General features: G+C 70.2%; 13 protein-coding genes. 6 read left to right on the top strand and 7 right to left on the bottom strand.

What is annotated here, in order from left to right; genetic code table 11:
* The first annotated feature begins 11 nt into the window (after nucleotides 1–11).
* Nucleotides 12–2918, top strand: coding sequence for an AAA family ATPase (locus AC1D2H_RS02080; protein WP_478009695.1), 2907 nt, complete (start codon nucleotides 12–14; stop codon nucleotides 2916–2918).
* Here AC1D2H_RS02080 and mfd read toward each other — a convergent pair.
* Nucleotides 2905–6369 carry a transcription-repair coupling factor gene (mfd, locus tag AC1D2H_RS02075; RefSeq protein WP_478009694.1) on the bottom strand — a complete coding sequence of 1155 codons (3465 nt, stop codon included), beginning with the start codon at nucleotides 6367–6369 and terminating at the stop codon, nucleotides 2905–2907. The two genes, AC1D2H_RS02080 and mfd, sit on opposite strands and share 14 nt — an antisense overlap.
* 381 nt (nucleotides 6370–6750) lie before the next feature.
* Between mfd and AC1D2H_RS02070 the strand changes: the two genes are divergently transcribed.
* The 5 genes from AC1D2H_RS02070 to AC1D2H_RS02050 all read left to right on the top strand — a co-directional run bounded on the left by AC1D2H_RS02070 (nucleotide 6751) and on the right by AC1D2H_RS02050 (nucleotide 13831).
* A complete protein-coding gene (locus AC1D2H_RS02070) occupies nucleotides 6751–8523 on the top strand; it encodes a DUF885 domain-containing protein (RefSeq protein ID WP_478009693.1) in 1773 nt (590 codons plus the stop codon).
* 126 nt (nucleotides 8524–8649) lie between these two features.
* Nucleotides 8650–9159: a hypothetical protein gene (locus AC1D2H_RS02065; RefSeq protein ID WP_478009692.1), complete on the top strand. Its 510-nt coding sequence runs from the start codon at nucleotides 8650–8652 to the stop codon at nucleotides 9157–9159.
* 158 nt (nucleotides 9160–9317) lie between these two features.
* Entirely contained in the window at nucleotides 9318–10658 is a 1341-nt protein-coding gene (locus AC1D2H_RS02060; RefSeq protein ID WP_478009691.1) for an MFS transporter, read from the top strand.
* 13 nt (nucleotides 10659–10671) lie between these two features.
* On the top strand, nucleotides 10672–12483 hold the full coding sequence (locus AC1D2H_RS02055; protein ID WP_478009690.1) for an ATP-binding protein: 1812 nt from the start codon (nucleotides 10672–10674) through the stop codon (nucleotides 12481–12483).
* Entirely contained in the window at nucleotides 12470–13831 is a 1362-nt protein-coding gene (locus AC1D2H_RS02050) for a sigma-54-dependent transcriptional regulator (protein WP_478009689.1), read from the top strand. The genes AC1D2H_RS02055 and AC1D2H_RS02050 overlap by 14 nt, the downstream gene beginning before the upstream one ends.
* Here AC1D2H_RS02050 and AC1D2H_RS02045 read toward each other — a convergent pair.
* The 6 genes from AC1D2H_RS02045 to AC1D2H_RS02020 all read right to left on the bottom strand — a co-directional run bounded on the left by AC1D2H_RS02045 (nucleotide 13796) and on the right by AC1D2H_RS02020 (nucleotide 21849).
* Entirely contained in the window at nucleotides 13796–16921 is a 3126-nt protein-coding gene (locus AC1D2H_RS02045; protein ID WP_478009688.1) for an efflux RND transporter permease subunit, read from the bottom strand. The two genes, AC1D2H_RS02050 and AC1D2H_RS02045, sit on opposite strands and share 36 nt — an antisense overlap.
* Before the next feature lie 11 nt (nucleotides 16922–16932).
* The gene (locus AC1D2H_RS02040) at nucleotides 16933–18423 is read right to left on the bottom strand and encodes an efflux RND transporter periplasmic adaptor subunit (RefSeq protein WP_477937699.1); all 1491 of its coding nucleotides are present in this window, start codon (nucleotides 18421–18423) and stop codon (nucleotides 16933–16935) included.
* Nucleotides 18424–18427: 4 nt separating this feature from the next.
* Nucleotides 18428–19639: a TolC family protein gene (locus tag AC1D2H_RS02035; RefSeq protein WP_478009687.1), complete on the bottom strand. Its 1212-nt coding sequence runs from the start codon at nucleotides 19637–19639 to the stop codon at nucleotides 18428–18430.
* 105 nt (nucleotides 19640–19744) lie between these two features.
* Nucleotides 19745–20080: a hypothetical protein gene (locus tag AC1D2H_RS02030; protein ID WP_477937695.1), complete on the bottom strand. Its 336-nt coding sequence runs from the start codon at nucleotides 20078–20080 to the stop codon at nucleotides 19745–19747.
* Nucleotides 20081–20113: 33 nt separating this feature from the next.
* Complete coding sequence (locus AC1D2H_RS02025; RefSeq protein ID WP_477937693.1) at nucleotides 20114–20713, bottom strand: chalcone isomerase family protein; 600 nt, start codon at nucleotides 20711–20713, stop codon at nucleotides 20114–20116.
* A 98-nt stretch (nucleotides 20714–20811) separates the two neighbouring features.
* Nucleotides 20812–21849, bottom strand: coding sequence for an RNA methyltransferase (locus AC1D2H_RS02020; protein ID WP_478009686.1), 1038 nt, complete (start codon nucleotides 21847–21849; stop codon nucleotides 20812–20814).
* Nucleotides 21850–21900: the final 51 nt, after the last annotated feature.

Genomic DNA, 21900 nt, shown 5'->3' with positions numbered 1-21900 from the left:
CACTGCTCGGCATGCTCAAGCTGCTGGGAGTGCCGACCTGGCAGGCCGGTGCCGCCGAAACACCGCTGCCCGCCACGCTGCCGGGTTGCCTGCTGATCCATCTGGCCTGCGCAGGCCAATGGGCGGAGCGCGGCCAGCTCGCCGCGCTGTTCTGGCCCGACGCCGAGCGCGAGCAGGCCCGCCACCATCTGCGCATCAACCTGCACCGCCTGCGCCAGCTGCTGGCGGGTTTCGGCCAGGCCGACGCGCTGGTGGCCGAGCGCCAACGCGTCTGCCTGCAGCTGCCGCACGATCTGGCGTTGCTGGAGATGGCGTGCGCCGAGGCCGACGGCGCCGAACTGCTGGCCCGTCCGGCCGCGGCCTGGCTGCAGGGCTTCAGGTTTGCCGGCTTCGACGAGTTCTGGCGCTGGGCCGACGACCATGGCGCCTTGCTGCAGCGCCGCTGGGACGACGCCGCCCGCCGTGCGCTGCGGCGCGTCGGCAGCGCCGCCTGGCAGTCACCGCTGCGGGCCTTGCTGGAGCAGGGCGGGGCGCCTGAGCCCGCCGCCGACGAGGTCTTGTGCGGCCGGGCCGACTGGCTGGGCCAGGTCCGCCGCGAGGCCGCACCGGCCCTGGTGCTGCTGGGCGAGGCCGGCGTGGGCAAGACCAGCGTGCTGAAGGCCGCCTTCCCCGGTGCGCCGCTGCTGCAGGGCCGCGAGGGGCTGGCGCAGATGCCCTACCGCCCCGTCGTCGAGCTGCTTCTGCCGCGCCTGGACACGCTGCGCGCGCTGCTGCGCCAACCCGAGCGCGGCCTGGCCGCCTACCGGCTGGACCTGGCGCGGCTGCTGCCCGAACTGGCCGTCGACGAAGCCTTGCCACCGCTGGACGCACTGAGCGCGCGTGCCCGGCTGCTGGAGGCGCTGGCGCGTGTGCTGGAGGCCTTGGGCCCGGTGCTGCTGGTCGACGACCTGCAATGGGTGGACGCGGCCAGCCTGGAGCTGCTGGCCCTGCTGAGCCACCGTGGCCGGCTGCACTGGCGCGGCGCGGCACGCGGTGAGGAGCTGCCGGCGGAACATCGCCAGTGGCTGTCCCGCCAGCAGGACCTGCGTTGCCTGGCCCTGCCGGGGCTGGCGCTGGACGCCGTGCGGCAACTGCTGGACCGCGCCGGCCAGAGCAGCGCCGATGCGCCGGCCCTGCTCGCGGCCAGCCACGGCAATGCCTTCGTGCTGGGCGAGCTGCTGCGCGCGCGGGCCGAAGGCGTGGCCGTCTCGCCGCGTGTGCGCGAGTTGCTGCTGCGGCGTTGGCAGGCCTTGAGCCCTGCTGCGCGCGGCCTGATCGGTGCGGCCGCCGTGCTGGCCCGGCCGCTGCCGCTGGCGGTGCTGGGCAGCGTCGCTGCTGTGGCCGACGGCGAGCAGCTGCCCGCGGCCCGCCAGGCCCTCGAGGCGGCCCTGCTGCGCGAGGAGGCCGATGGCGGCCTGCAGTGCCGACACGACCTGGTGCGTGAGGCGGTGCTCGCCGTGCTGCCGGCGTTTGAAGCGCAGTCGCTGCGCCAGCGCGCCGCACTGGCGCTGGGCGCGCGCGCTGAGGGCGCGGCCGAGCCGCTGGCCGTGGCCGCCCTGTGGGAGGCCGCCGGAGAGGCGCAGACGGCATTGGCCTGGCTGCACCGCGGCGCCGCCCAGCAGAAGCTGCGCGGCCGCTACGACCAGGCCCAGGCGCTGTGGCAGCGGGTCGCGGCCGAGTCGCGCGAGCCGGCCCTGGCGCTGCAGGCGCGGCTGAGCCTGGCCGAATGTGCGCTGCTGCATGACCTGCCCGCCGGGCGGCAAGCGTTGCAGCAGGTGCTGGAGCTGGCCGGCGCGGTGGCCGACCCGGCGCAGCGCGAGCAGATCGAGGGCCAGGCGCTGGCCGGCCTGGTCGACAACGCGGTGTTCTCGGGCGACCTGGCCCAAGCCGCCGCGCTCGCGGAACGATTGAGGCCGCTGCTGCCGCGCCTGGCGCTGGCCGAGCGTTGCAATGCCTGTGAGGTGCTCATCGAGCTGGCCATGCGCGAGCCCGACATCCCCGCCGCCTGGGCCCTGCTCGGGCAGTTGCGCCAGCTGGCGCCGGCACGGCCCTCGCTGCTGAGCTACGAGGGCCAGATCCACTGGTTCGGCGGCCAGGTGCGGGCCGCGCGCGATGCCTTCGAGCTGCTGCTCGACCGCCACCCCGACTACTGCCGCGGCCTGACCATAGAGAGCGACCTGGGCGTCATGCTGCAGGCCCTGGGGGAGCTGGCGCGCGCCGAAGCCATGGCGCGGCGCAGCCTGCTGAGCTGGGAGGGCGTGGCGCATACGGAAACGCTGGCCTTGCTGATGCTGGGCCTGACGCTGACGAGTGCCGGCCGCTACGGCGAGGCCCGCGGCGTGCTGGACCGCGCGCTGGAACTGGGCCGCTCGCAAGGCTCGGCGCTGTTCGAAGCCGAGGCACTGACACGGCGTGCGCGGCTGTACTGGCAGAGTGGTCGCATCGACCTCGCCGCGGCCGACCTGGCCGTCGCCGAGCCGCTGCTGGCCGAGAGTCGCGACCCGCTGCGCGTGTCGCACCTGGCCTGGCTGCGCGGCCTGCTGCGCGAAGCCCAGGGCTTGCCGCCCGACCCGGCGTTGGCAGAGCGCCTGCGTGCATTGACGCAGCGCAGCCAGCATCCGCTGTTGCTGATCCGCCTGGCGCGGCTGGAACTGCTGACCGGCGATGCGGGCGCCGCGGCCCGCCAGGTGGCCATCGCGCGTGACGCCGGCCTGCTGGAGCCGCTGGCCGAGGGCCTGCTGCTGCAGGCCTGCACCCTGCCGGCCCGCGACGCGCGGCCGCTGCTGCTGGAGGCCGTGGAGCTGGCGCAGCACCAGGGCTTCACGGAGCTGCAGGGCCGCGCCGATGCGGCCCTGCGCGGGGTGCTCAGTCTGCCTTGATCGGCTGGCCCAGCAGCCTCAGCACCTCGCGCACGGCCTGGGCGCGGTCCTGCGGGCTGGAGAGAGCCTTCTCCACGCGCAGCTTCTCGTTGCCGACCAGCTTGATGTTGCGGTTCTTCTGCACCAGCTCGATGACGCGCATCGGGTCGATGGGCGGGTTGGGCCTGAAGTTGATGTTGATCAGCGCCGGCGACGCGTCGATCTTGGCCACGCCATAGGGCTTGGCCAGCACGCGCAGGCGGTGGGTGTCGAACAGCGTCTGGCCCTGGTTGGGCAGCTTGCCGAAGCGGTCGGTGATCTCCTCCAGCATGGCGTCGATCTGCTCGTTCTTCTCGGCCGTGGCCAGGCGCTTGTAAAGGCTCAGCCGCACCTGCACGTCGCCGCAGTAGGCGTCGGGCAGCAGGGCCGGGGCGTGCAGATTGATCTCGGTGGTGGCAGCAAAGGGCGACAGCAGGTCGGGCTCGCGGCCGGCCTTGAGCGACCGCACGGCTTCGCTGAGCATGTCGTTGTAGAGCTGGAAGCCCACCTCCATCATGTTGCCGCTCTGGTGCTCGCCCAGCATCTCGCCGGCGCCGCGAATCTCCAGGTCGTGCATGGCGAGGTAGAAGCCCGAGCCCAGCTCCTCCATGGCCTGGATGGCGTCCAGGCGCTGCAGGGCCTGCTTGGTCAGGCCTTGCATGTCGGGCACCATCAGATAGGCATAGGCCTGGTGATGGGAGCGGCCGACGCGGCCGCGCAACTGGTGCAGCTGGGCCAGGCCGAACTTGTCGGCGCGGGCAATGATGATGGTGTTCGCTGAAGGCACGTCGATGCCGGTCTCGATGATGGTCGAGCACAGCAGCAGGTTGTGCTTGCCGGCGACGAACTCGCGCATGACGCGCTCCAGCTCGCGTTCCGGCATCTGGCCGTGGGCGATGACGATGCGCGCCTCCGGCACCAGCTCCTCGAGCTTCTGGCGCCGGTTCTCGATGGTCTCGACCTCGTTGTGCAGGAAATAGACCTGGCCGCCGCGCTTCAACTCGCGCAGCACGGCCTCGCGGATGGTGCCGCTGCTCTCGGCGCGCACAAAGGTCTTGATGGCCAGGCGGCGCTGCGGGGCGGTGGCGATGACCGACAGGTCGCGCAGGCCTTCCAGCGCCATGCCGAGCGTGCGGGGAATCGGCGTGGCGGTCAGCGTCAGCACGTCCACCTCGGCGCGCATGGCCTTCATCGCCTCCTTGTGGCGCACGCCGAAGCGGTGCTCCTCGTCGATGACCAGCAGGCCCAGGCGGTTGAACTTGACGTCGGCGGACAGCAGCTTGTGCGTGCCGACGACGATGTCCAGCGTGCCGTCGGCAATGCCCTCCATCGCCGCCTTGATCTCCTTGGCGGAGCGGAAGCGGCTCATCTCCGCCACCTTGACCGGCCAGGCGCCGAAGCGGTCGACGATGTTCTGGTAATGCTGCTCGGCCAGCAGCGTCGTCGGCGCCAGGATGGCGACCTGCTTGCCGCCCATGACGGCGACGAAGGCCGCGCGCAGCGCCACCTCGGTCTTGCCGAAGCCCACGTCGCCGCAGACCAGGCGGTCCATGGGCTTGGGGCTGATCATGTCCTGGATGACGGCGTGGATGGCGGCGCGCTGGTCGGGCGTTTCCTCGAAGCCGAAGCTGGCGGCAAAGGCCTCGTAGTCGTGGCCCGAGTAGCGGAAGGCATGGCCCTCGCGGGCCGCACGGCGGGCATAGAGGTTGAGCAGCTCGGCGGCCGTGTCGCGCACCTGCTCGGCGGCCTTGCGCTTGGCTTTTTCCCACTGGCCCGAGCCCAGCTTGTGCAGCGGCGCTTCCTCGGCGCTCACGCCGGTGTAGCGGCCGATCAGGTGCAGCTGCGCGACCGGCACATACAGCGTCGCCTTGTCGGCGTACTCCAGGTGCAGGAACTCCGAACTGCCGTCGCCCACGTCGATGTTGACCAGGCCCTGGTAGCGCCCGATGCCGTGGTTGATGTGCACGACCGGGTCGCCCACCTTCAGCTCGGACAGGTCCTTGATCAGCGCGTTGACGTCGCTGACCTGCTCCTGCTTGCGCCGGCGCCGCGTGGTGGGCGTCGTCGCGAACAGCTCGGTCTCGGTGAAGAGCTGGACCGGGTGCTCGGCGTCGTTCCAGAAGAAGCCCTCGGCCAGCGGCGCGGCCGTGATGGCGAACTTCTCGCCGTCCTTGCCCTGGGCGAAGAACTCCGCCAGGTCCTTGACGGAGGGCGTGTCGATCTTGCTGTCGCGCAGCTGCTCCAGCAGGCTCTCGCGCCGGCCTTCGCTCTCGGCCAGCAGCAGCACGCGCTGCGGCGTGGCCTTGAGATGGGCCGCCAGGCGGGCCAGCGGTTCCTGCGCGCCACGCTCGACGCTGATGTCGGGCAGCGGCCGCGCGAAGTCGACCGGGTCGGTCCCGCGCACCGACAGCACGGCGTGCGAGTGCGTCAGGCCAAAGAAGTCTTCGGCCGTCAGGAAGATCTCTGCCGGCGGCAGCAGCGGCCTCTCGGGGTCGTGCTGCAGGAAGCGGTGGCGCTCCCGCGTGTCGGTCCAGAAGCGCTGGATGGCCTCGTCGACCTCACCGTGCAGGGCCAGGCCGGCTTCGCCACCGAGATAGTCGAAGACGGTGGCGGTCTGCTCGAAGAACACCGGCAGGTAGTACTCGATGCCGCCCGAGGCGATGCCGTCGCCGATGTCGCGGTAGATGCGCGCCTTGCTCGGGTCGCCATCCATCTTCTCGCGCCAGCGCTCGCGGAACTTCTTGCGCGCCACCTCGTCCATCGGGAACTCGCGGCCGGGCAGCAGGCGCACGTCGGGCACCGGGTAGAGGCTGCGCTGGGTGTCGGGGTCGAAGGTGCGGATGGAATCGACCTCGTCGCCGAACAGGTCGACGCGGTAGGGCACGGCCGAGCCCATCGGGAACAGGTCGATGAGGCCGCCGCGCACGGCGTACTCGCCGGGCTGCACGACCTGGCTGACGTTGGTGTAGCCGGCCAGCGTCAGCTGCGAGCGCAGCGAGGCCTCGTCGAGCCGCTGTTTCTGCTTGAAATTGAAGGTCGTGCCGGCCAGAAAGCTCGGCGGCGCCAGACGGGTCAGTGCGGTCGACGCCGGCATCAGCACCACGTCGATGCTTTTCGTTTTTTTGCTTTGCAGCAGCTCCCACAGCGTGGCCAGGCGCTCGGAGATCAGGTCCTGGTGGGGGCTGAAGCTGTCGTAGGGCAGGGTCTCCCAGTCGGGGAAGACGGCGATCTTGAGCTCGGGCGCGAAGACCTTCAGCTCGTCTTCCAGGCGCTGCGTGTCGCCCGGCTCGGCGGTGAAGATGGCGGCCAGCCGTCCGGCGTCGCGCTGCTGCTGCACGAAGCGGGCGAGCAGCAGGGCGTCGGCGGAGCCGACGGGGCGGGGGTGGGTGAACTTCTTGCCTGGCTGGATGGCCGGCAGCGACGGAAGACTCATGCGTACCTACAAACGACAACAGCCCCGCAAAGGCGGGGCAAGGGCCTGTTGACACCACGGCGATGGGCCGCGTTGCGACCAGAAAAGTCGCGAGCAAGGCGCAAACCGCAGCCGGGTTGGTCACCCGGCGAGGATTTGCAACGCCGCGCGCGGCTTTTCTGGTCACAACCCTCCGGGAAGGCCATCTGCCAGGGCCACTCTGCGTTGCACCGCTTGCCCGCACATGAGTGCGGGCGGCACGTTGCGCCTTGATTGGCCCTGGCGGCTGGCCTTCGCGGCCCATTGCCGTGGTGTTAACAGGCCCGCGATTCTAGGGAAGCCATGTCCTTTGGCTTGTCAGCAGGGACCTCGCTAGCATCGCGGCCTTCAACCGGAGACTCCATGCGCCGTCGTCACGCCCTGAGCCTGCTCGCGATTTCCCTGTCCCTGAGCCTGCCCGCCTGGGCTGTCTCCTCTGAGAGCGAACGCTTCCATCAGTGGCTGGACGCCCAGTGGGAGCTGACGCTGCAGCGCCAGCCCGTCCTCGCCACGTCGCTGGGCGACCCGCGCTACAACGACCGCCTCGTCGACAACACGACGGCCGCCTACCGCGCCCAGGCCAAGCGCGACGTGCAGGACCAGCTCAAGGGCCTGGCCGGCTTCCAGAAAGCCAAGCTCGACCCCAAGGACCGCGTCTCCTACAGCATCCTCAAGCTCGACCTGGAGCAGAGCCTGGCCGGCGAGCGCTTCCCGGACTGGATGCAGCCCATCAGCCAGATCGGTGGCACGCCGAGCTTTCTGGCGCAGATGGGCACGGGCCAGTCCATCCAGCCCTTCAGGACGACCAAGGACTACGACGACTGGCTCAAGCGCCTGGCGCTGGCCGTGCCGCTGTTCGACGGCACGATCGGCAATATGCGCGACGGCCTCAAGGCCGGCGTGACCCAGCCGCGCGCCGTCATGGAGAAGGTGCTGCCGCAACTGACGGCACTCGCCGTGGCCGACCCCGAGCAAAGCCTGTTCTGGGGGCCGATCAAGAACTTCCCCGACGCCGTGCCGGCCGCCGACCGCGAGCGCATCACGGCCGAGATGCGCAAGCTGCTGTCCACCGGCGTGCTGCCCGCCTATGCGCGCCTGCTGGCCTTTGTGCGCGACGAGTACACGCCCAAGGCGCGCACCAGCACCGGCTGGTCGGCCCTGCCAGACGGCAAGGCCTGGTATGCCTGGCGCGTGCAGCAGTCCACGACGCTGAAGCTGTCGCCGGACCAGATCCATGCCATCGGCCTGAAGGAGGTTGCGCGCATCCTGGGCGAGATGGAGGGTGTGCGCAAGCAGGTCGGCTTCCAGGGTGATCTGAAGGCCTTCTTCAAGCACCTGCAGGACGACCCCAAGTACTACTACAGCAAGCCCGAGGAACTGCTGGCCGGCTACCGTGATCTGCAGAAGAAGATCAACGGCCTGACGCCCAAGCTCTTCGACATCGCGCCCAAGGCCGACTACGAGGTCAAGGAGGTCGAGGCCTTCCGCGCCGAGAGCGCGGCCGGCGCGTCCTACCAGAACGGCACGACCGACGGCTCCCGGCCGGGCGTCTTCTACGTCAACACCTTCAACCTGAAGGCCCAGCCCATCTTCGGCATGGAGACTTTGTCTCTGCACGAAGCCTCACCGGGCCACCACTTCCAGATCTCCATCGCACAGGAAGATGGCACGCTGCCGGCCTTCCGCCGTTTCGGCAGCAACTACACCGCCTATGTGGAAGGCTGGGCGCTGTACGCCGAGAGCCTGGGCAAGGAGCTGGGTCTCTTCACCGACCCCTACCAGTGGTATGGCCGCCTCTCCGACGAGCAGCTGCGCGCCATGCGCCTGGTGGTGGACACCGGCCTGCACCACAAGGGCTGGAGCCGTGAACGCGCGATCCAGTTCATGCTGGACAACTCCTCCATGGCCGAGAGCGACGTCGTCTCCGAGGTCGAGCGCTACATCGTCTGGCCCGGCCAGGCCCTGGGCTACAAGATCGGCCAGCTGGAGATCACCAAGCTGCGCGCCGAGGCCGAGAAAGCGCTCGGCCCGAAGTTCGACATCAAGGGCTTCCACCGCGTCGTGCTGACGGCCGGCCAGGTGCCCTTGCCGGTGCTGCGCGAGCTGATCATGGAGTGGGTCGAGTCCAGGCGTTGATCCGGCCGTCGGCCGGCCCTGCGGCCTGTCCCTGCCGGCGTGCAGCCCGTCGCGGCGGCGTCGCAGGCCGGGCCGGCGGCGCATAGCCTGAGCGCATCCATCCACAACGCTCAGGGGATAGCCCTCATGAACAAGCGCCATGTCCTCGCCGGCCTCGCCCTCGTGCTGGCTACCTCGGCCGCCCTGGCCGGAGACGGCAACAAGGAATTCAGCATGGGCATCCAGGGCAACGCCCGCACCGAGGCGGCCGACGTGGGCCTGCCGGTGTACGCGGGTGCCGTGCCCTTCAAGGAGGGCGGTGATGACAAGGCCGGCGTCAGCTTGGGCGCCTGGGCCGGCGGCTTCGGGCTGCAGATCCATGCACTGAAGTTCCGCAGCAACGCGTCGCCCGAGCGCGTGGCGGCCTTCTATGTGAAGGCCCTGGGACGCTACGGCGAGGTGCTGGACTGCCGCGAGCCGGCCAACCGCATCAAGCCGCCCAAGGACTCCGACAAGCTCAGCTGCGAGGCCAGCGCGCCCAAGGCTGGCGATCTGGAATACCGTGTCGGCACGGCCAAGCGTTTTCGTGTCGTCAGCGTGAAACCGGACGGCGAGGGCAGCCGCTTCGACATGGCGAGCATCGACCTGCGCTTCTAGCGGCGGATCGCCGCCGGCGGCGGGGGGCTGACCCGCCGTGGCGGCGGAAATCCGCCAGATTCAACTCTCTGATGGCCGCTCCACCCTGGGGCGGCGCCGCGCACGCTGTTGGCACGCAAGCTGCTCATCCTGGGGCACAACTCCAGGAGACAAGCCCCATGTCAGCGATCTTTCCCGCGGCTTCGACCGCTTCGGCGGCAGCGCCCGACCGCATCGAATTCAGCCGCCTGAAGGCCATCCTCGTCGGCTCCCTCGGCAACCTCGTCGAGTGGTACGACTTCTACTGCTACGCGGCCTTCTCGCTCTACTTCTCGTCGTCCTTCTTCCCCTCCAGCGACCCGGTGGCCCAGTCGATGTCGACGGCGGCCATCTTCGCGCTCGGCTTCTTCATCCGACCCGTCGGTGGCCTGCTGTTCGGCTATATCGGCGACCGCCACGGCCGGCGCCTGGCGCTGATGGCCTCGGTGCTGTTGATGTGCGGCGGCTCGCTGCTGATCGCCTGCTCGCCCACCTATGCCGCCGTCGGCGTCTGGGCGCCGGCCATCCTGCTGTTCGCGCGCCTGCTGCAGGGCCTGAGCCTGGGGGGCGAGTACGGCTCCAGCGCCACCTATCTGTCGGAGATGGCGACGTCCAAGCACCGCGGCTTCTATGCCAGCTTCCAGTACGTGACGCTGATCGGCGGCCAACTGACGGCGCTGGTCGTGCTGCTGGTGCTGCAGAACTTCGTGCTCGACGCCGCCCAGCTCAAGGCCTGGGGCTGGCGCATTCCCTTCTTCATCGGCGCGCTGCTGGCCATCGTGGCGCTGATCATGCGTTCCGACCTGCCAGAGACCCAGGCCTTCAAGGCCGAAAAACAGCGCAACAAGGACCGCATGGGCGGCTTCAAGCTGCTGCTGCAGCACCCGCGCGAGTGCCTGATCGTCATCGGCCTGACCATGGGCGGCACCCTGGCCTTCTACGTCTACACGACCTATATGCAGAAGTTCCTGAAGCTGTCGGTCGGCCTGACGGACGCGCAGACCACGGCCGTGTCCGCCGCCAGCCTGGTGTTCGCGGCCCTGCTGCAGCCCCTCTACGGCGCGCTGTCTGACCGCATCGGCCGCAAGCCGCTGCTGCTCGGCTTTGCGGTGCTGGGCACGATCTTCACCGTGCCCTTGCTGACCGCGCTGCGCCACGCACAAGGGCCCTGGGAAGCCTTTGGCCTGATCGCCTGCGCCTGGCTCATCGTCAGCGGCTACACCTCCATCAACGCCGTCGTGAAGGCCGAGCTCTTCCCCGCTTCCATCCGCGCCACCGGCGTGGGCGTGCCCTATGCGATCGCCGTGTCGGTGTTCGGCGGCAGCGCCGAGTACATCGCGCTGTGGTTCAAGCAGCAGGGCATGGAGAGCGGCTTCTATTGGTACGCTACCGCGGTGATCGCCTGCTCGCTGCTCGTCTACCTGTTGATGCGTGACACGCGCCGGCATTCGCGAATTGATGCCGAGTCCGTCCACCACTGACCACCCAAAGAAGATGGCCCGCTGGCAACGCAGCCTCGCGCTGCTGTTGGCGGTGGTCTTGGGCGGCGCGGCAGTCGCCTATGCCGCCTGGCGGCTGTCGCTGGACCTGGCGCTGGCCCAGACCGGCGACGACGCGCAGCGCCACCTCCGCTTCGTCGCCCACGAGCTGACCGGCGCCCTGGACAAGTACGAGGCCGTGCCGCAGGTGCTGGCCCGTCATCCGGCGCTGGCCGGCCTGCTGGCCGAGCCCACGTCCAAGGCGCAGCAGGCTGCCGTCAACACGCTGCTCGAGGGTGTGGCCCACGATGCGGCGGCTGCGGCCATCTTTCTCATCGACGCCCAGGGCCTGACGCTGGCGGCAAGCAACTGGCGCGAGCCGCAGACCTTTGTCGGCCAGAACTACGCCTACCGGCCTTACTTCCGCGACGCGATGGCGAGTGGCGGCGGTCACTTCTATGCGCGCGGCTCCACGACTGGTACGCCGGGCTATTTCATCGCCCATAGGTTGGCCGGCCCCGCGGCGGGTGTCGTGGTGCTGAAGGTGTCGCTGGACGAGATGGAAGCCAACTGGGCGCGCAGCGCCGGCGAGCTGATGCTGGCGGATGCGCGCGGCGTGGTCTTCCTGGCCAGCAGGCCGGAGTGGAAGTACCGCACGCTGCAGCCCCTGTCGGATGCGATACGCGCCGAGTTGCACGACACCCAGCAATACGGCGACCTGCCGCTGCCTGCGCTGGTGCGCGAGCCCTCGCGCGCATCGACCGAGCTGCGCATCGAGCGCATCGCCACCGCGGCGAAGAAGCTGCGTGCCCTCGTCACCGAGCAGCCCGTGCAGAGCCGCGGCTGGACGCTGCTGTCCTTCACCGAGATCCGCGGCGCCGAGCAGATCGCCGCCGGCCGCGCCTGGGCCGCGGCCCTGGGCTGGATGTCGCTGCTGCTGACCCTGGCCTATCTGCAGCTGCGCCGCCGCCGCGCCCGCGAGCGCCTGGCCGCCCAGGGCGAGCTGCGCGCCGCCTACGACAGCCTGGAGACGCGCATCGCCGAGCGCACGCGCGAACTGCAGGCACGCGTGGACGAGCTGCATCGCACCGAGCAGACGCTGCGCGCCACGCAGGACGACCTCGTGCAGGCCGGCAAGCTCGCCGTGCTGGGCCAGATGGCCGCCAGCATCACGCACGAGATCAACCAGCCGCTGGCGGCGCTGCGGGCGCTGAACGACAACGCCCGCGTGTTTCTCGAACGCGGCATGCAGGCCGATGCCGAGACCAATCTGCAGTCCATTGACAGCCTGACCCAGCGCATCGCCGCCATCGTGGGCCAGCTCAAGGGCTTTGCGCGGCGCGACGAGCTGCGCGTGCAGCCGGTGGTGGTGGCGGAAGCCTTCCAGGCCGCGGTGGCCCTGGTCAGCGCCGAAGCGCGCCGCCAGCGCGTCAAGCTCAATTGCCTGCCCGTGCCCGAAGGTCTGGCCGTGCTGGGCCAGCAGGTGCGCATCGAGCAGGTGCTCGTCAACCTGCTGCGCAACGGCATCGACGCCAGCGCCGAGAAAGGCGGCGGCACGGTCACGCTGCAGGCCGAGGTCGATGCCGGCCAGGCGCTGCTGCGCGTGACGGACGACGGCCCCGGGCTGAGCGACGACGTGCAGGCGCGCTTATTCGAGCCCTTCTTCACGACCAAGCGCCGTGGCGACGGGCTGGGCCTGGGCCTGTCCATCTCGGCCTCCATCGCCAATGCGCTGGGTGGCTCGCTGCAGGGTGGCAACGCAGCGCAGGGCGGCGCGCAGTTCACGCTGCGCCTGCCCATCACACAATCCCCGCATGACCCGCGCTGATTCCATCGATGTGCTGCTCGTCGAGGACGACGAGCATGTGCGCCTGGCCACGTCGCAGAGCTTGCGCCTGGCCGACCTGCGGGCGCACGGCGTGGACTCGGCCGAGGCGGCGCGCGCCTGGCTGCAGCCGGGCTTTGCCGGCATCGTCGTCTGCGACGTGCAACTGCCCGGCGACAGTGGCCTGGCGCTGTTGCAGCGCCTGCGCGAGCAGGACCCTGAACTGCCCGTCATCCTCGTGACCGGCCATGGCGACATCGGCATGGCGGTCGAAGCCATGCGCGACGGCGCCTGGGACTTCATCGAAAAGCCCTTCTCGGCCGAGCACCTCGTCGAGGTCGTGCGCCGCGCGCTGGCCCAGCGCCGCCTGGTGCTGGAGAACCGGCGGCTGAAGGCCCAGCTTGCCGGCGGCCCGGTCGATGGCCTGCTGGGTGCCAGCGCGGCGATGGAGCAGCTTCGCACGCTGATCGCCACGCTCGGCCCGGCACGGGTTGACGTGCTCATCCACGGCGAGACCGGTGCCGGCAAGGAGGTCGTGGCCCGCGCCCTGCACGCGGCCAGCGGCGCGAGCGGTCCCTTTGTCGCCATCAATTGCGGCGCTCTGCCCGAGAGCGTGTTCGAGTCCGAGATCTTCGGCGCCGAGGCGGGGGCCTACACGGGCGCGGCCAGGCGCCGCATCGGCAAGCTGGAGTTCGCCGGCGACGGCACGGTCTTCCTCGACGAGATCGAGTCCATGCCCATAGCCCTGCAGGTCAAGATGCTGCGCGTTCTGCAGGAGCGCAGCGTGGAGCGGCTGGGCGCCAACACGGCCGTGCCGCTGGCCTGCCGCGTCGTGGCGGCGACCAAGGTGGACCTGCTGGAGCTGGCCAGGGAAGGGCGCTTCCGCGAGGACCTGTTCTATCGCCTGGACGTGGCCGCCATCGCGCTGCCCCCGCTACGCCAGCGCCGTGAGGACATCCCGCTGCTGCTGAGCCACTTCTGCGCCCAGGCCGCCGAGCGCCTGCAGCGCCCCGTGCCGGCCTGGAGCGCCGCCCAGCTCGCCGCTTGGGCGGCGCGCGACTGGCCCGGCAATGTGCGCGAGCTGCGCAACTTTGCCGAGCGCTGGGTGCTGGGCCTCGTCACCGAGGCCGTGGCACCCCAACTGCCGACCACCAGCGAACCCGCAGCGCTGCCGCAGGCGCCACTGGACGAGGCGCTGGCTGCCGTGGAGCGGCAATGGATCGTGCAGGCCCTGCGGGAGAGCGGCGGCAATATCGCCAAGGCCGGCGAGCGCCTGGGCCTGGCGCGCAAGACCCTGCACGACCGCATCCGCCGACTAGGCCTCGACGCCGACGCCTACCGTTCCAGTTGAAGCACCGCGGTGCACCCAGCGATACAGCAGCGGCAGCACCAGCAGCGTCAGCGCGGTGGACGACAGGATGCCGCCGATGACGACCGTGGCCAGGGGGCGCTGCACCTCGGCGCCGGTGCCGGTGGCCAGGGCCATGGGCACGAAGCCGAGCGATGCGACCAGGGCCGTCATCAGCACCGGCCGCAATCTCGTCAGCGCCCCATCGCGAACGGCGCGGTCCAGCGGCAGGCCATCGTCCTGCAGCGAGCGGATGAAGGCGATCATCACGAGCCCGTTCAGTACCGCCACGCCCGACAGCGCAATGAAACCCACACCGGCCGAAATCGACAGCGGGATGTCGCGCAGCCACAGCGCGGCGATGCCACCGGTCAGCGCAAATGGCACGCCCGTGAACACCAGCAGCCCGTCGCGCACATTGCCGAACATCGCGAACAGCAGCGCAAACACCAGGCCCAGCGCCACCGGCACGACGACCTTGAGCCGCGCGGTGGCCGATTGCAGCTGCTCGAAGCTGCCGCCCCAGCTGGTCCAGTAGCCGCTCGGGATCTTCACCTTGGCTTGCAGACTGGCCTGTGCCTCGGTCACGAAGGAACCGATGTCGCGGCCGCGCACATTGGCCGTCACGACGACGCGGCGCTTGCCGTTTTCGCGGCTGACCTGGTTGGGGCCGGGGGCTTCGTCAAAGCCCGCCACTTCGCCAAGCTGCATATGCGCGCCGTTCGGTAGTCGCAGCGGCAGCCGCTTGAGGGCGTCGACGTCGCTGCGCACGCTGTCGGGCAGTCGAACCTGGATGTCGAAGCGCCGATCGCCCTGGAACAGTACGCCGGCCTCCTGCCCGCCGATGGCCGCGGCGGCGGTCTGCTGCACATCGGCCACGCTCAGGCCCAGGCGTGCGAGCTTGGCGCGGTCGATCTGCAGCGTCAGCATGGGCAGGCCGGTCGTCTGCTCGACCTTCACATCGGCTGCGCCCGGCACGCCCTGCAGCAGCTTCGCGATCTGCTCGGCCGTCGCCTCCATGACGGCCATGTCGTCGCCGAACACCTTGACCGCCACATCGCTGCGCACGCCCGAGATCAGTTCGTTGAAGCGCATCTGGATGGGTTGCGTGAACTCGTAGTTGTTGCCGGGCAGGCTCGCTGCAAGCTTCTGAAGGTCTTGGACCAGGGACGCGGTGCTGCGCTTGGGGTCGGGCCATTCATCGCGCGGTTTCAGCATGACGAAGGTGTCGGCCACGCTGGGCGGCATCGGGTCGGTCGCGATCTCGGCGGTGCCGAGCTTGGAGAACACGCGCGCCACCTCTGGGGCCTGCAGCAGCGTGCGCTCCAGCTCGCGCTGCATCTCGACGGCCTGGGTCAGACTGGTGCCGGGGATGCGCAGCGCATGCACGGCGAAATCGCCTTCGTCCAGGCTGGGGATGAACTCGCTGCCCATGCGCGTGGCCAGCAGTGCGCTCAGGGCCACGGCCACGCCGGCGATGGTCAGCACCAGCGGCGGGTGAGCCAGCGTCCAGTCCAGCAGCGGCGCATAAGCGCGCCGGGCCCAGGCCATCAGCCGGTTCTCCTTTTCGCCGACCTTGCCGCCCATCCACAGCGCCACGGCCGCGGGAATGAAGGTCACCGACAGCAACATCGCGCCCAGCAGTGCCGCCACGACCGTGAAGGCCATCGGGTGGAACATCTTTCCCTCCACGCCGCTGAGCGCAAAGATGGGCAGGTAGACCACCATGATGATGAGCTGGCCGAACAGCAGCGGCCGGCGCGCCTCGCGGGCGGCGGCGAAGACTTCGGCGAAGCGTTCGTCGCGGCTCAAGGCTCGGCCCGCCGCGGCCTGGGCATGCGACAGCCGCCGCACGCAGTTCTCGACGATGACGACAGCGCCGTCGATGATGATGCCGAAGTCCAGTGCCCCCAGGCTCATCAGGTTGGCGCTGACCTTGTTGGCGACCATCCCCGTGAACGTGAACAGCATGGCCAGCGGGATCACGGCCGCCGTGATGACGGCCGCGCGCAGATTGCCCAGGAAGGCGAACAGCACGGCGACGACGAGCAGGGCGCCTTCCAGCAGGTTGGTCCGCACGGTGGCGATCGCCTTGTCGATCAGCGTCGTGCGGTCATACACCGTCTGCGCGACGACGCCGGCCGGCAGGCTGCGGTTGATCTCCTCCAACCGCCGGTCCACGGCCAGGGACACCTGGCGGCTGTTCTCGCCCATCAGCATGAAGACCGTACCGAGCACGACCTCGTGGCCGTTGTCAGTGGCGGCGCCGCTGCGCAGCTCCTGGCCGATACCGACGTCCGCCACATCGCGGACGCGCACCGATCCACGGATGACGATGTCGGCGATGTCTTCCACGCCCGCCAGTTGGCCCGGCGCGCGGATCAGCACCTGTTCGCCGCGCCGCTCGATGTAGCCCGCGCCGACGTTGGCGTTGTTGCGCTCCAGCGCCTGCACCAGCTCTCGCCAGTCGATGCCGTGGGCCACCAGCTTGTCGGGCCAGGGCGCCACCTGGTACTCCTTGGCGTAGCCGCCGATGCTGTTGATCTCGGTCACGCCGGGCACCGTGCGCAGCTGCGGCTTGACGATCCAGTCCTGGATCTCGCGCAGGTCCATCGGCGTGTAGGGCGTGCCGTCGGCCTTCAGCGCACCGGGCTTGGTCTCGACCGTCCACATATAGATCTCGCCCAGCCCCGTCGCGATGGGGCCGAGCGCGGGCGTCAGGCCGGCCGGCAGGCTGGCACGCGCCTGCTGCATGCGCTCGCCGACGAGCTGGCGGGCGAAGTAGATGTCGGTGCCGTCCTTGAACACGACGGTGACCTGCGACAGGCCGTAGCGCGACAGCGAGCGCGTCTGCTCCAGCCGGGGCAGGCCGGCCATCGCCGTCTCGATGGCGAAGCTGACGCGCTGCTCGGCCTCCAGCGGCGAATAGCCCGGCGCCTCGGTGTTGATCTGCGCCTGCACATTGGTGATGTCGGGCACGGCGTCGATGGGCAGGCGCTGGTAGCTGAACACGCCCAGCACCGCCATGCCCGCCACGGCCAGCAGCACCAGCCAGCGCTGGGCGATGGCGAATCGGATGAGTTTTTCAAACATGGCCGTGTCTCTCAATGGTCATGCTCGGCACCGGCCTTGCCGATGTCGGCCTTGACCAGGAAGCTGTTCTTCGCCGCATAGCGCTCGCCGGCGTTCAGCCCCTTGAGCACCTCGACGTTGCGGTCATCGCTGCGTCCCAGCATCAGCGGCCGGGCCTCGAATTGCTGGCCATACCGGCCGAACACGACGGTGGCGCCGCGCAGCGTCTGCACCGCTTCGGCCTCGACGGCCACGGCCACCTCGGTTGCGCTGGCGCTCAAGCCCACGGTGACCGGCAGCCCCGGCCGCCACAGTCCCTTGGGGTTGGCCAGCACCAGGCGTGCGGTCGCACTGCGGCTCTGCTCGCCCACCAGTGCTCCCACGTAGCTGAGCTTCGCCTCGCCCTGGGCCTCGAAGGCGCTGGCCCTGACCTGCGCCGCCATGCCCTCCTGCAGCTGGTGGAGGTCCTTGGCCGGCACGGTCAGCTCGACCCAGACGCTGGACAGGTCGGCCAGCTGGAAGACCGGCGCGTCCTCCTTCAGCGCCTCGCCGATGCTGATCTTCTTGTCGACGACGACGCCGTCGATCGTGGCGCGGATCTCGTGCCGCGTGAGCCCCTGCGCGTCACCCGCCGAGGCGCCCAGCGCGGCCAGCTTCTGCCGCGCCGCCTCGACGGCGATTTCGGCCTCCTGCATGGCCTGTCGGGCGGCCAGGTAGTCCTGCTCGGCGGAGATCTTGTCCTCCCACAGCTTCTTCTCGCGCTCGTGCGTCGTGCGTGCCAGCGCCAGGCGCTTGCCTGCCGACAGCAGCTCGCCGCGCTGGTCGGCCAGCGCCGGGCTGGAGATGACGGCCAGCACCTGGCCGCGCTTGACGCGGTCGCCGGCATTCACGCGCACGGCCTCGACGAGGCCGCCCAGGCGCGGTGTGATGACGACGGCGCGGTCCTGGTTCAGCTTCACCTCGCCCAGCAGCTGCAGCGTGCTGGCGATGCGCGCCGGCCCGGCCGTGGCCAGCACGATGCCGTTGTGGCGCAGCTGCTCGTCGCTGACGGTGACGCGGTCCTCGACCTGCTCGAAGCGGAACTCGTAAGCTTTGCCGCCGACATTGGCCGTGAGGGTGGCAGCGAAGGAATGCGGCTCCTCGACGACGCCCGCGCCCTTCAGATAGGCGCCCTCCGGCTGGAAGGCGAAGGCCTGCGGCGCGCGGCCCAGGCGCTGCAGCGTCACGCCGACCTCGGCCTGCGCAGGCGCCAGCGGCTTGCCGTCGCGGTACAGGTAGACGCGGAACTGCGGCTCCACGCCGGTCTCGAAGATGGTCAGTTCCAGGCCGAAGCCGTCCTGGCCGAACAGGCGGCCGCCATGCGGGCCATTGTTCACGACTGCCGTGGCCGGCTCGTCAGCGTGCGGCTTCTCGTCGTGGTCATCATGTGCCTGGGGCTTGTCGTGGCGCAGGATGGCCACGCCCAGCAGCAGGCCCACGGCCAGCACGGCGGCAATGGCCAGGGTGCTCTTTTTCTTGTTCATCGCTTCAGTCCTCGTTCGGTGGGGTGCGGCCGAGCAGGCGGTCCAGCTCGGCGGCGGCGCGGTGGGCCTCGGCGCTGGCCTGCAGCAACTGGCGGCGCAGCTGGAACAGCGTGCGCTGCGCGTCCAGCACGTCCAGGAAGGCGAACTTGCCGAGTTCGTACCCCTTCAGCGCGGCCTCGTAGGCGGTCTGGGCCGTGGGGAGCACGTCGTCGCGCAGCAGCTGCGCCTGCTCGCGTCCCAGGCGCAGCCGCGCGGTGGCCTGGGCCACGTCGGTGTTCAGCTTCAGCGTCGCGGCGGTCAGTGCCTCGCGCGCCTGGTCTTCTCGGCGCAGGGCTTCCAGCAGGCCGCCCTGGTTGCGGTCGTTGACGGGCAGTGGCAGCGAGAAACCGATGACGGCCTGCGTGCGGCCGAGTTCGGCGTCGCGTTTGGCGCCCAGCGTCACGGTCACGTCGGGCACGCGGCGCGCGCGTTCTCCCTCGCTCAAGGCCTGGCGGCGCGCGATATCCAGCCGCGCCAGGCGCAACGACGGCGCTTCGGCCATCGCCTCGGCCAGGCGCTGCTCGTCGGGCGGGCCGGGCAGGGCGGCGGTGTCACCGTCGGCCTGCGCCGCTGCCTGCGGCCCCTGGCCCCACAACGCCGCGAGGCGGCCGCGTGCCAGCAGCAGCTCGCTCTGCGCCTGGGCCAGCTCGGCCCGCGCGCCGGCCTCGGCGACACGGGCCTTGGCCAGTTCCAGCGGCGGCACCTTGCCGGCCTGCAGGCGCTTGTCGGCGGCGCCTGCCGCGCTGCGCGCCAGCGCCAGCGACGAGTCTGCGAGTCGCAACTGTTCCTGCGCGCCGAGCAGGTCGAGGAAGGCGATAGCCACGGCGGCGCGCACGTCGGCCCGCCTGGCTGCCAGTGCCACGGCGGCCTGCTCGCGCGCCTGAGCGGCGGCGGCCTGGCGGGCGGCACGCTTGCCGCCCAGTTCGATGGCCTGGGACAGCTGAACGGTACTGGTGCGCGTGGCGCTGCGGGTGTCTTCCAGCAGCACGCCCAGCTCGGGGTTGGGCCGCGCTCCGGCCTGCAGCTCAGCGCCTTGCTGCGCCTGCAGCTCCAGCCGCGCGCCGGCCAGTTCGGGGTTGTGGGTGAGGGCCAGGCGTTGTGCCTCGGCCAGGGTCAGGGCATGGCTGGCGGGCGCCAGCACCATGCACAGCAAAAAGCCAACAGCAGGGCTTCGCATCGAACTCTCCAGGGGTTGTGGGAACAACGGCGGACGGTTCGGCGCGCGCCCGGCACCCAGCGGGTGCCGCGCTTCAGATCAAGAGGAGGGAAGCGGCGCGCCGAATCAGGCGCGCAGCCAATTGGGGCGTTCGAGCCCGGCGGGGATGTAGGACTTGAGCCGCAGCGCATCGGCGGGCTCGGGAGCCAGCGTCTGCGGTGCCGCGAGAGCATCGCGCTCGGCCAGCGGCGTGGCGCAGCCGGCATGGTGGCAGTGGCAATGCCCGGTCTCGCAGACCGGGTGGGTGTCGCCGGCCTTGGCCGTGTGGGATTGCTCGCCACCCAGCTGCGACAGGCCGGTCTTCTCGCCGCCCAGTTCGTCCACGCAACACAGCGCTGCGCCGGCCCAGGACAACTGGGCGGCGACGAGCAGGTTCAGCAGGACAAGAAACCAGCGGCGCATGCCGAGGATTCTAGGAGGCCTGCTTGAAGCGCCTCAGGCCGTGGGGCCTTGCAGCAGCGCGTCGCGCAGATTGGTGTCGGCCGGCGACTCGCCGAACCAGATCTTCAGCACCATGGTGAAGAACTCGTCGTCGCCGATGGGCTCGCCCTGAGGCTGGCCCTGGATGTAGAACTGCGTGCCCTTGCCGGGCACGAAATCCATCGTGAAGGTGTCACCGGGCATCAGCTTGGGCTTGCCAGAGAAGACTTCGATCAGGCGGGTCGTGGCCAGCGTGTGGCGGGTCATCTGCTGGCTGGGCGTGTTGTCGCTGATGCCGCGCAGGAAGAGGCGGCCCAGGTCGGTGCCGGGCAGTTCGCGCAGCGCGGTGAACTGCAGCCGCTTGGGGCCTTGCAGGGCCAGCAGCTCCGCAGCCGTGCCGACATGCCTGGTCGTGTACAGACCCATGTCATAGGCCTTGAAGACGAGACGCACACGGGTGCCCTTGCCATTCAGTTGCAGCGTGCTGCCGCCCAACTGGGCCGTCGGCTCGAACTTGCTGGCCGTGTTGGCGGCCGAGGCCTGCAAGCACAGGGCGGCGCCTGCGATCAGGGCGGCCATGCGGGCTTGCCTGGCCAGCGTCTGAAGCTGAATCATGTCTTCTCCGAAGTGATCTCTGCGCGCAGCGAGGCCGCTGCGGCGCCGCGATTCTGCGGGTGGAACCGCGTGTACCCGGCTCCCCGGATACCCTCGAATCAGGCGTGAATCCTCACAACGCGAACCGGCCGGCCGACGGCCTCGCGGGCGCGCAACTGGCCGCAGCCGCCTTCGACGTCCTGGCCGGCCGAGTCGCGCAGCTTGGTCAGCACGCCGCGGCTGGACAGCTCCGCCGCGATGGCGCGAGCGCGCTCCCAGCTCGGCCGCGTGAAGGGCAGGCCGGGCGCGCTGTTGAACGGGATCATGTTCAAGAGGCCGTAGCGACCCTTGAGCAGCTGAACGATGCCGTCCAGCTCCTCGGGGCCGTCGTTGACGCCGTCGAGCAGCGTCCACTGGTACTGGATGGGGTAGCCACTGGCCCGGGCATAGGCGTCGGCGGCCTCGACGAGGGCCTGCGGCGTCAGCCGCGGTGCGCGGGGCAGCAGGCGCTCGCGCTTGGCGGCGTCGGTCGTGTGCAGCGACAGGGCCAGCGCCGGCTTGACCGTGGAGGCGTTCAAGGCCTCGAAGGCGCGTTCGTCGCCGACGGTGGAGAACACCAGTTGCTTGTGCGCAAACCCGCCCTCGCGGCCCAGCAGCGTGATCGCGTCCAGCACATTGGCCAGGTTGTGCGCGGGCTCGCCCATGCCCATGAAGACGACCTTGCGCAGCTTCGGCTGCTTGCGCCGTGCCATGACGACCTGGGCCACGATCTCCGCGCTGCCGACCTGGCGTATCAGCCCGTCGACTCCGGTCATGCAGAACTGGCAGCCGACCGCGCAGCCCACCTGGCTGGACACGCACACGCCTTCGCGCGGCAGCAGCACGGTCTCCACGGTCTGGCCGTCGGTGAGGCCGAGCAGCAGCCGGGCCGATTCGCCATCGCCGCCGGCATGCTCGCTGCGCAGCGTGACGAGGCTGTCCAGCGCCGCCATCAGCCCCGGCAGCGCCTCCATGACCGCCTTGGGCAGGAAGCCCTGCAGCGGCCGCTTGCCACCGTCCAGCGGCAGGCTGTGCAGCCAGTGGCGCAGCACGCGGCTTTCGTGGTCGGGGTTGGCGCCGAGCGCACGCAGGCGCTGGCGGAGGTCGGCAATCAGCATGGGAACGGAGGTGACAACAGCCCGGCGATTGTCGGCGCTATGCTGGATCGA

It is taken from the genome of Roseateles sp. P1_C1_2 (assembly GCF_056406535.1).
The sequence above is the reverse complement of the archived record's forward strand: the minus strand, read 5'-3'. Positions and strand labels throughout refer to the sequence as shown.

Excerpts from the sequence above, each read along its gene's own strand:
- AC1D2H_RS02040 (WP_477937699.1), bottom strand. The coding sequence starts at position 18,423 with ATGAACAAGAAAAAGAGCACCCTGGCCATTGCCGCCGTGCTGGCCGTG.
- AC1D2H_RS02065 (WP_478009692.1), top strand. The coding sequence starts at position 8,650 with ATGAACAAGCGCCATGTCCTCGCCGGCCTCGCCCTCGTGCTGGCTACC.
- AC1D2H_RS02035 (WP_478009687.1), bottom strand. The coding sequence starts at position 19,639 with ATGCGAAGCCCTGCTGTTGGCTTTTTGCTGTGCATGGTGCTGGCGCCC.
- AC1D2H_RS02025 (WP_477937693.1), bottom strand. The coding sequence starts at position 20,713 with ATGATTCAGCTTCAGACGCTGGCCAGGCAAGCCCGCATGGCCGCCCTG.
- AC1D2H_RS02045 (WP_478009688.1), bottom strand. The coding sequence starts at position 16,921 with ATGTTTGAAAAACTCATCCGATTCGCCATCGCCCAGCGCTGGCTGGTG.
- mfd (WP_478009694.1), bottom strand. The coding sequence starts at position 6,369 with ATGAGTCTTCCGTCGCTGCCGGCCATCCAGCCAGGCAAGAAGTTCACC.
- AC1D2H_RS02070 (WP_478009693.1), top strand. The coding sequence starts at position 6,751 with ATGCGCCGTCGTCACGCCCTGAGCCTGCTCGCGATTTCCCTGTCCCTG.
- AC1D2H_RS02055 (WP_478009690.1), top strand. The coding sequence starts at position 10,672 with ATGGCCCGCTGGCAACGCAGCCTCGCGCTGCTGTTGGCGGTGGTCTTG.
- AC1D2H_RS02030 (WP_477937695.1), bottom strand. The coding sequence starts at position 20,080 with ATGCGCCGCTGGTTTCTTGTCCTGCTGAACCTGCTCGTCGCCGCCCAG.
- AC1D2H_RS02050 (WP_478009689.1), top strand. The coding sequence starts at position 12,470 with ATGACCCGCGCTGATTCCATCGATGTGCTGCTCGTCGAGGACGACGAG.
- AC1D2H_RS02060 (WP_478009691.1), top strand. The coding sequence starts at position 9,318 with ATGTCAGCGATCTTTCCCGCGGCTTCGACCGCTTCGGCGGCAGCGCCC.
- AC1D2H_RS02080 (WP_478009695.1), top strand. The coding sequence starts at position 12 with ATGCTCAAGCTGCTGGGAGTGCCGACCTGGCAGGCCGGTGCCGCCGAA.
- AC1D2H_RS02020 (WP_478009686.1), bottom strand. The coding sequence starts at position 21,849 with ATGCTGATTGCCGACCTCCGCCAGCGCCTGCGTGCGCTCGGCGCCAAC.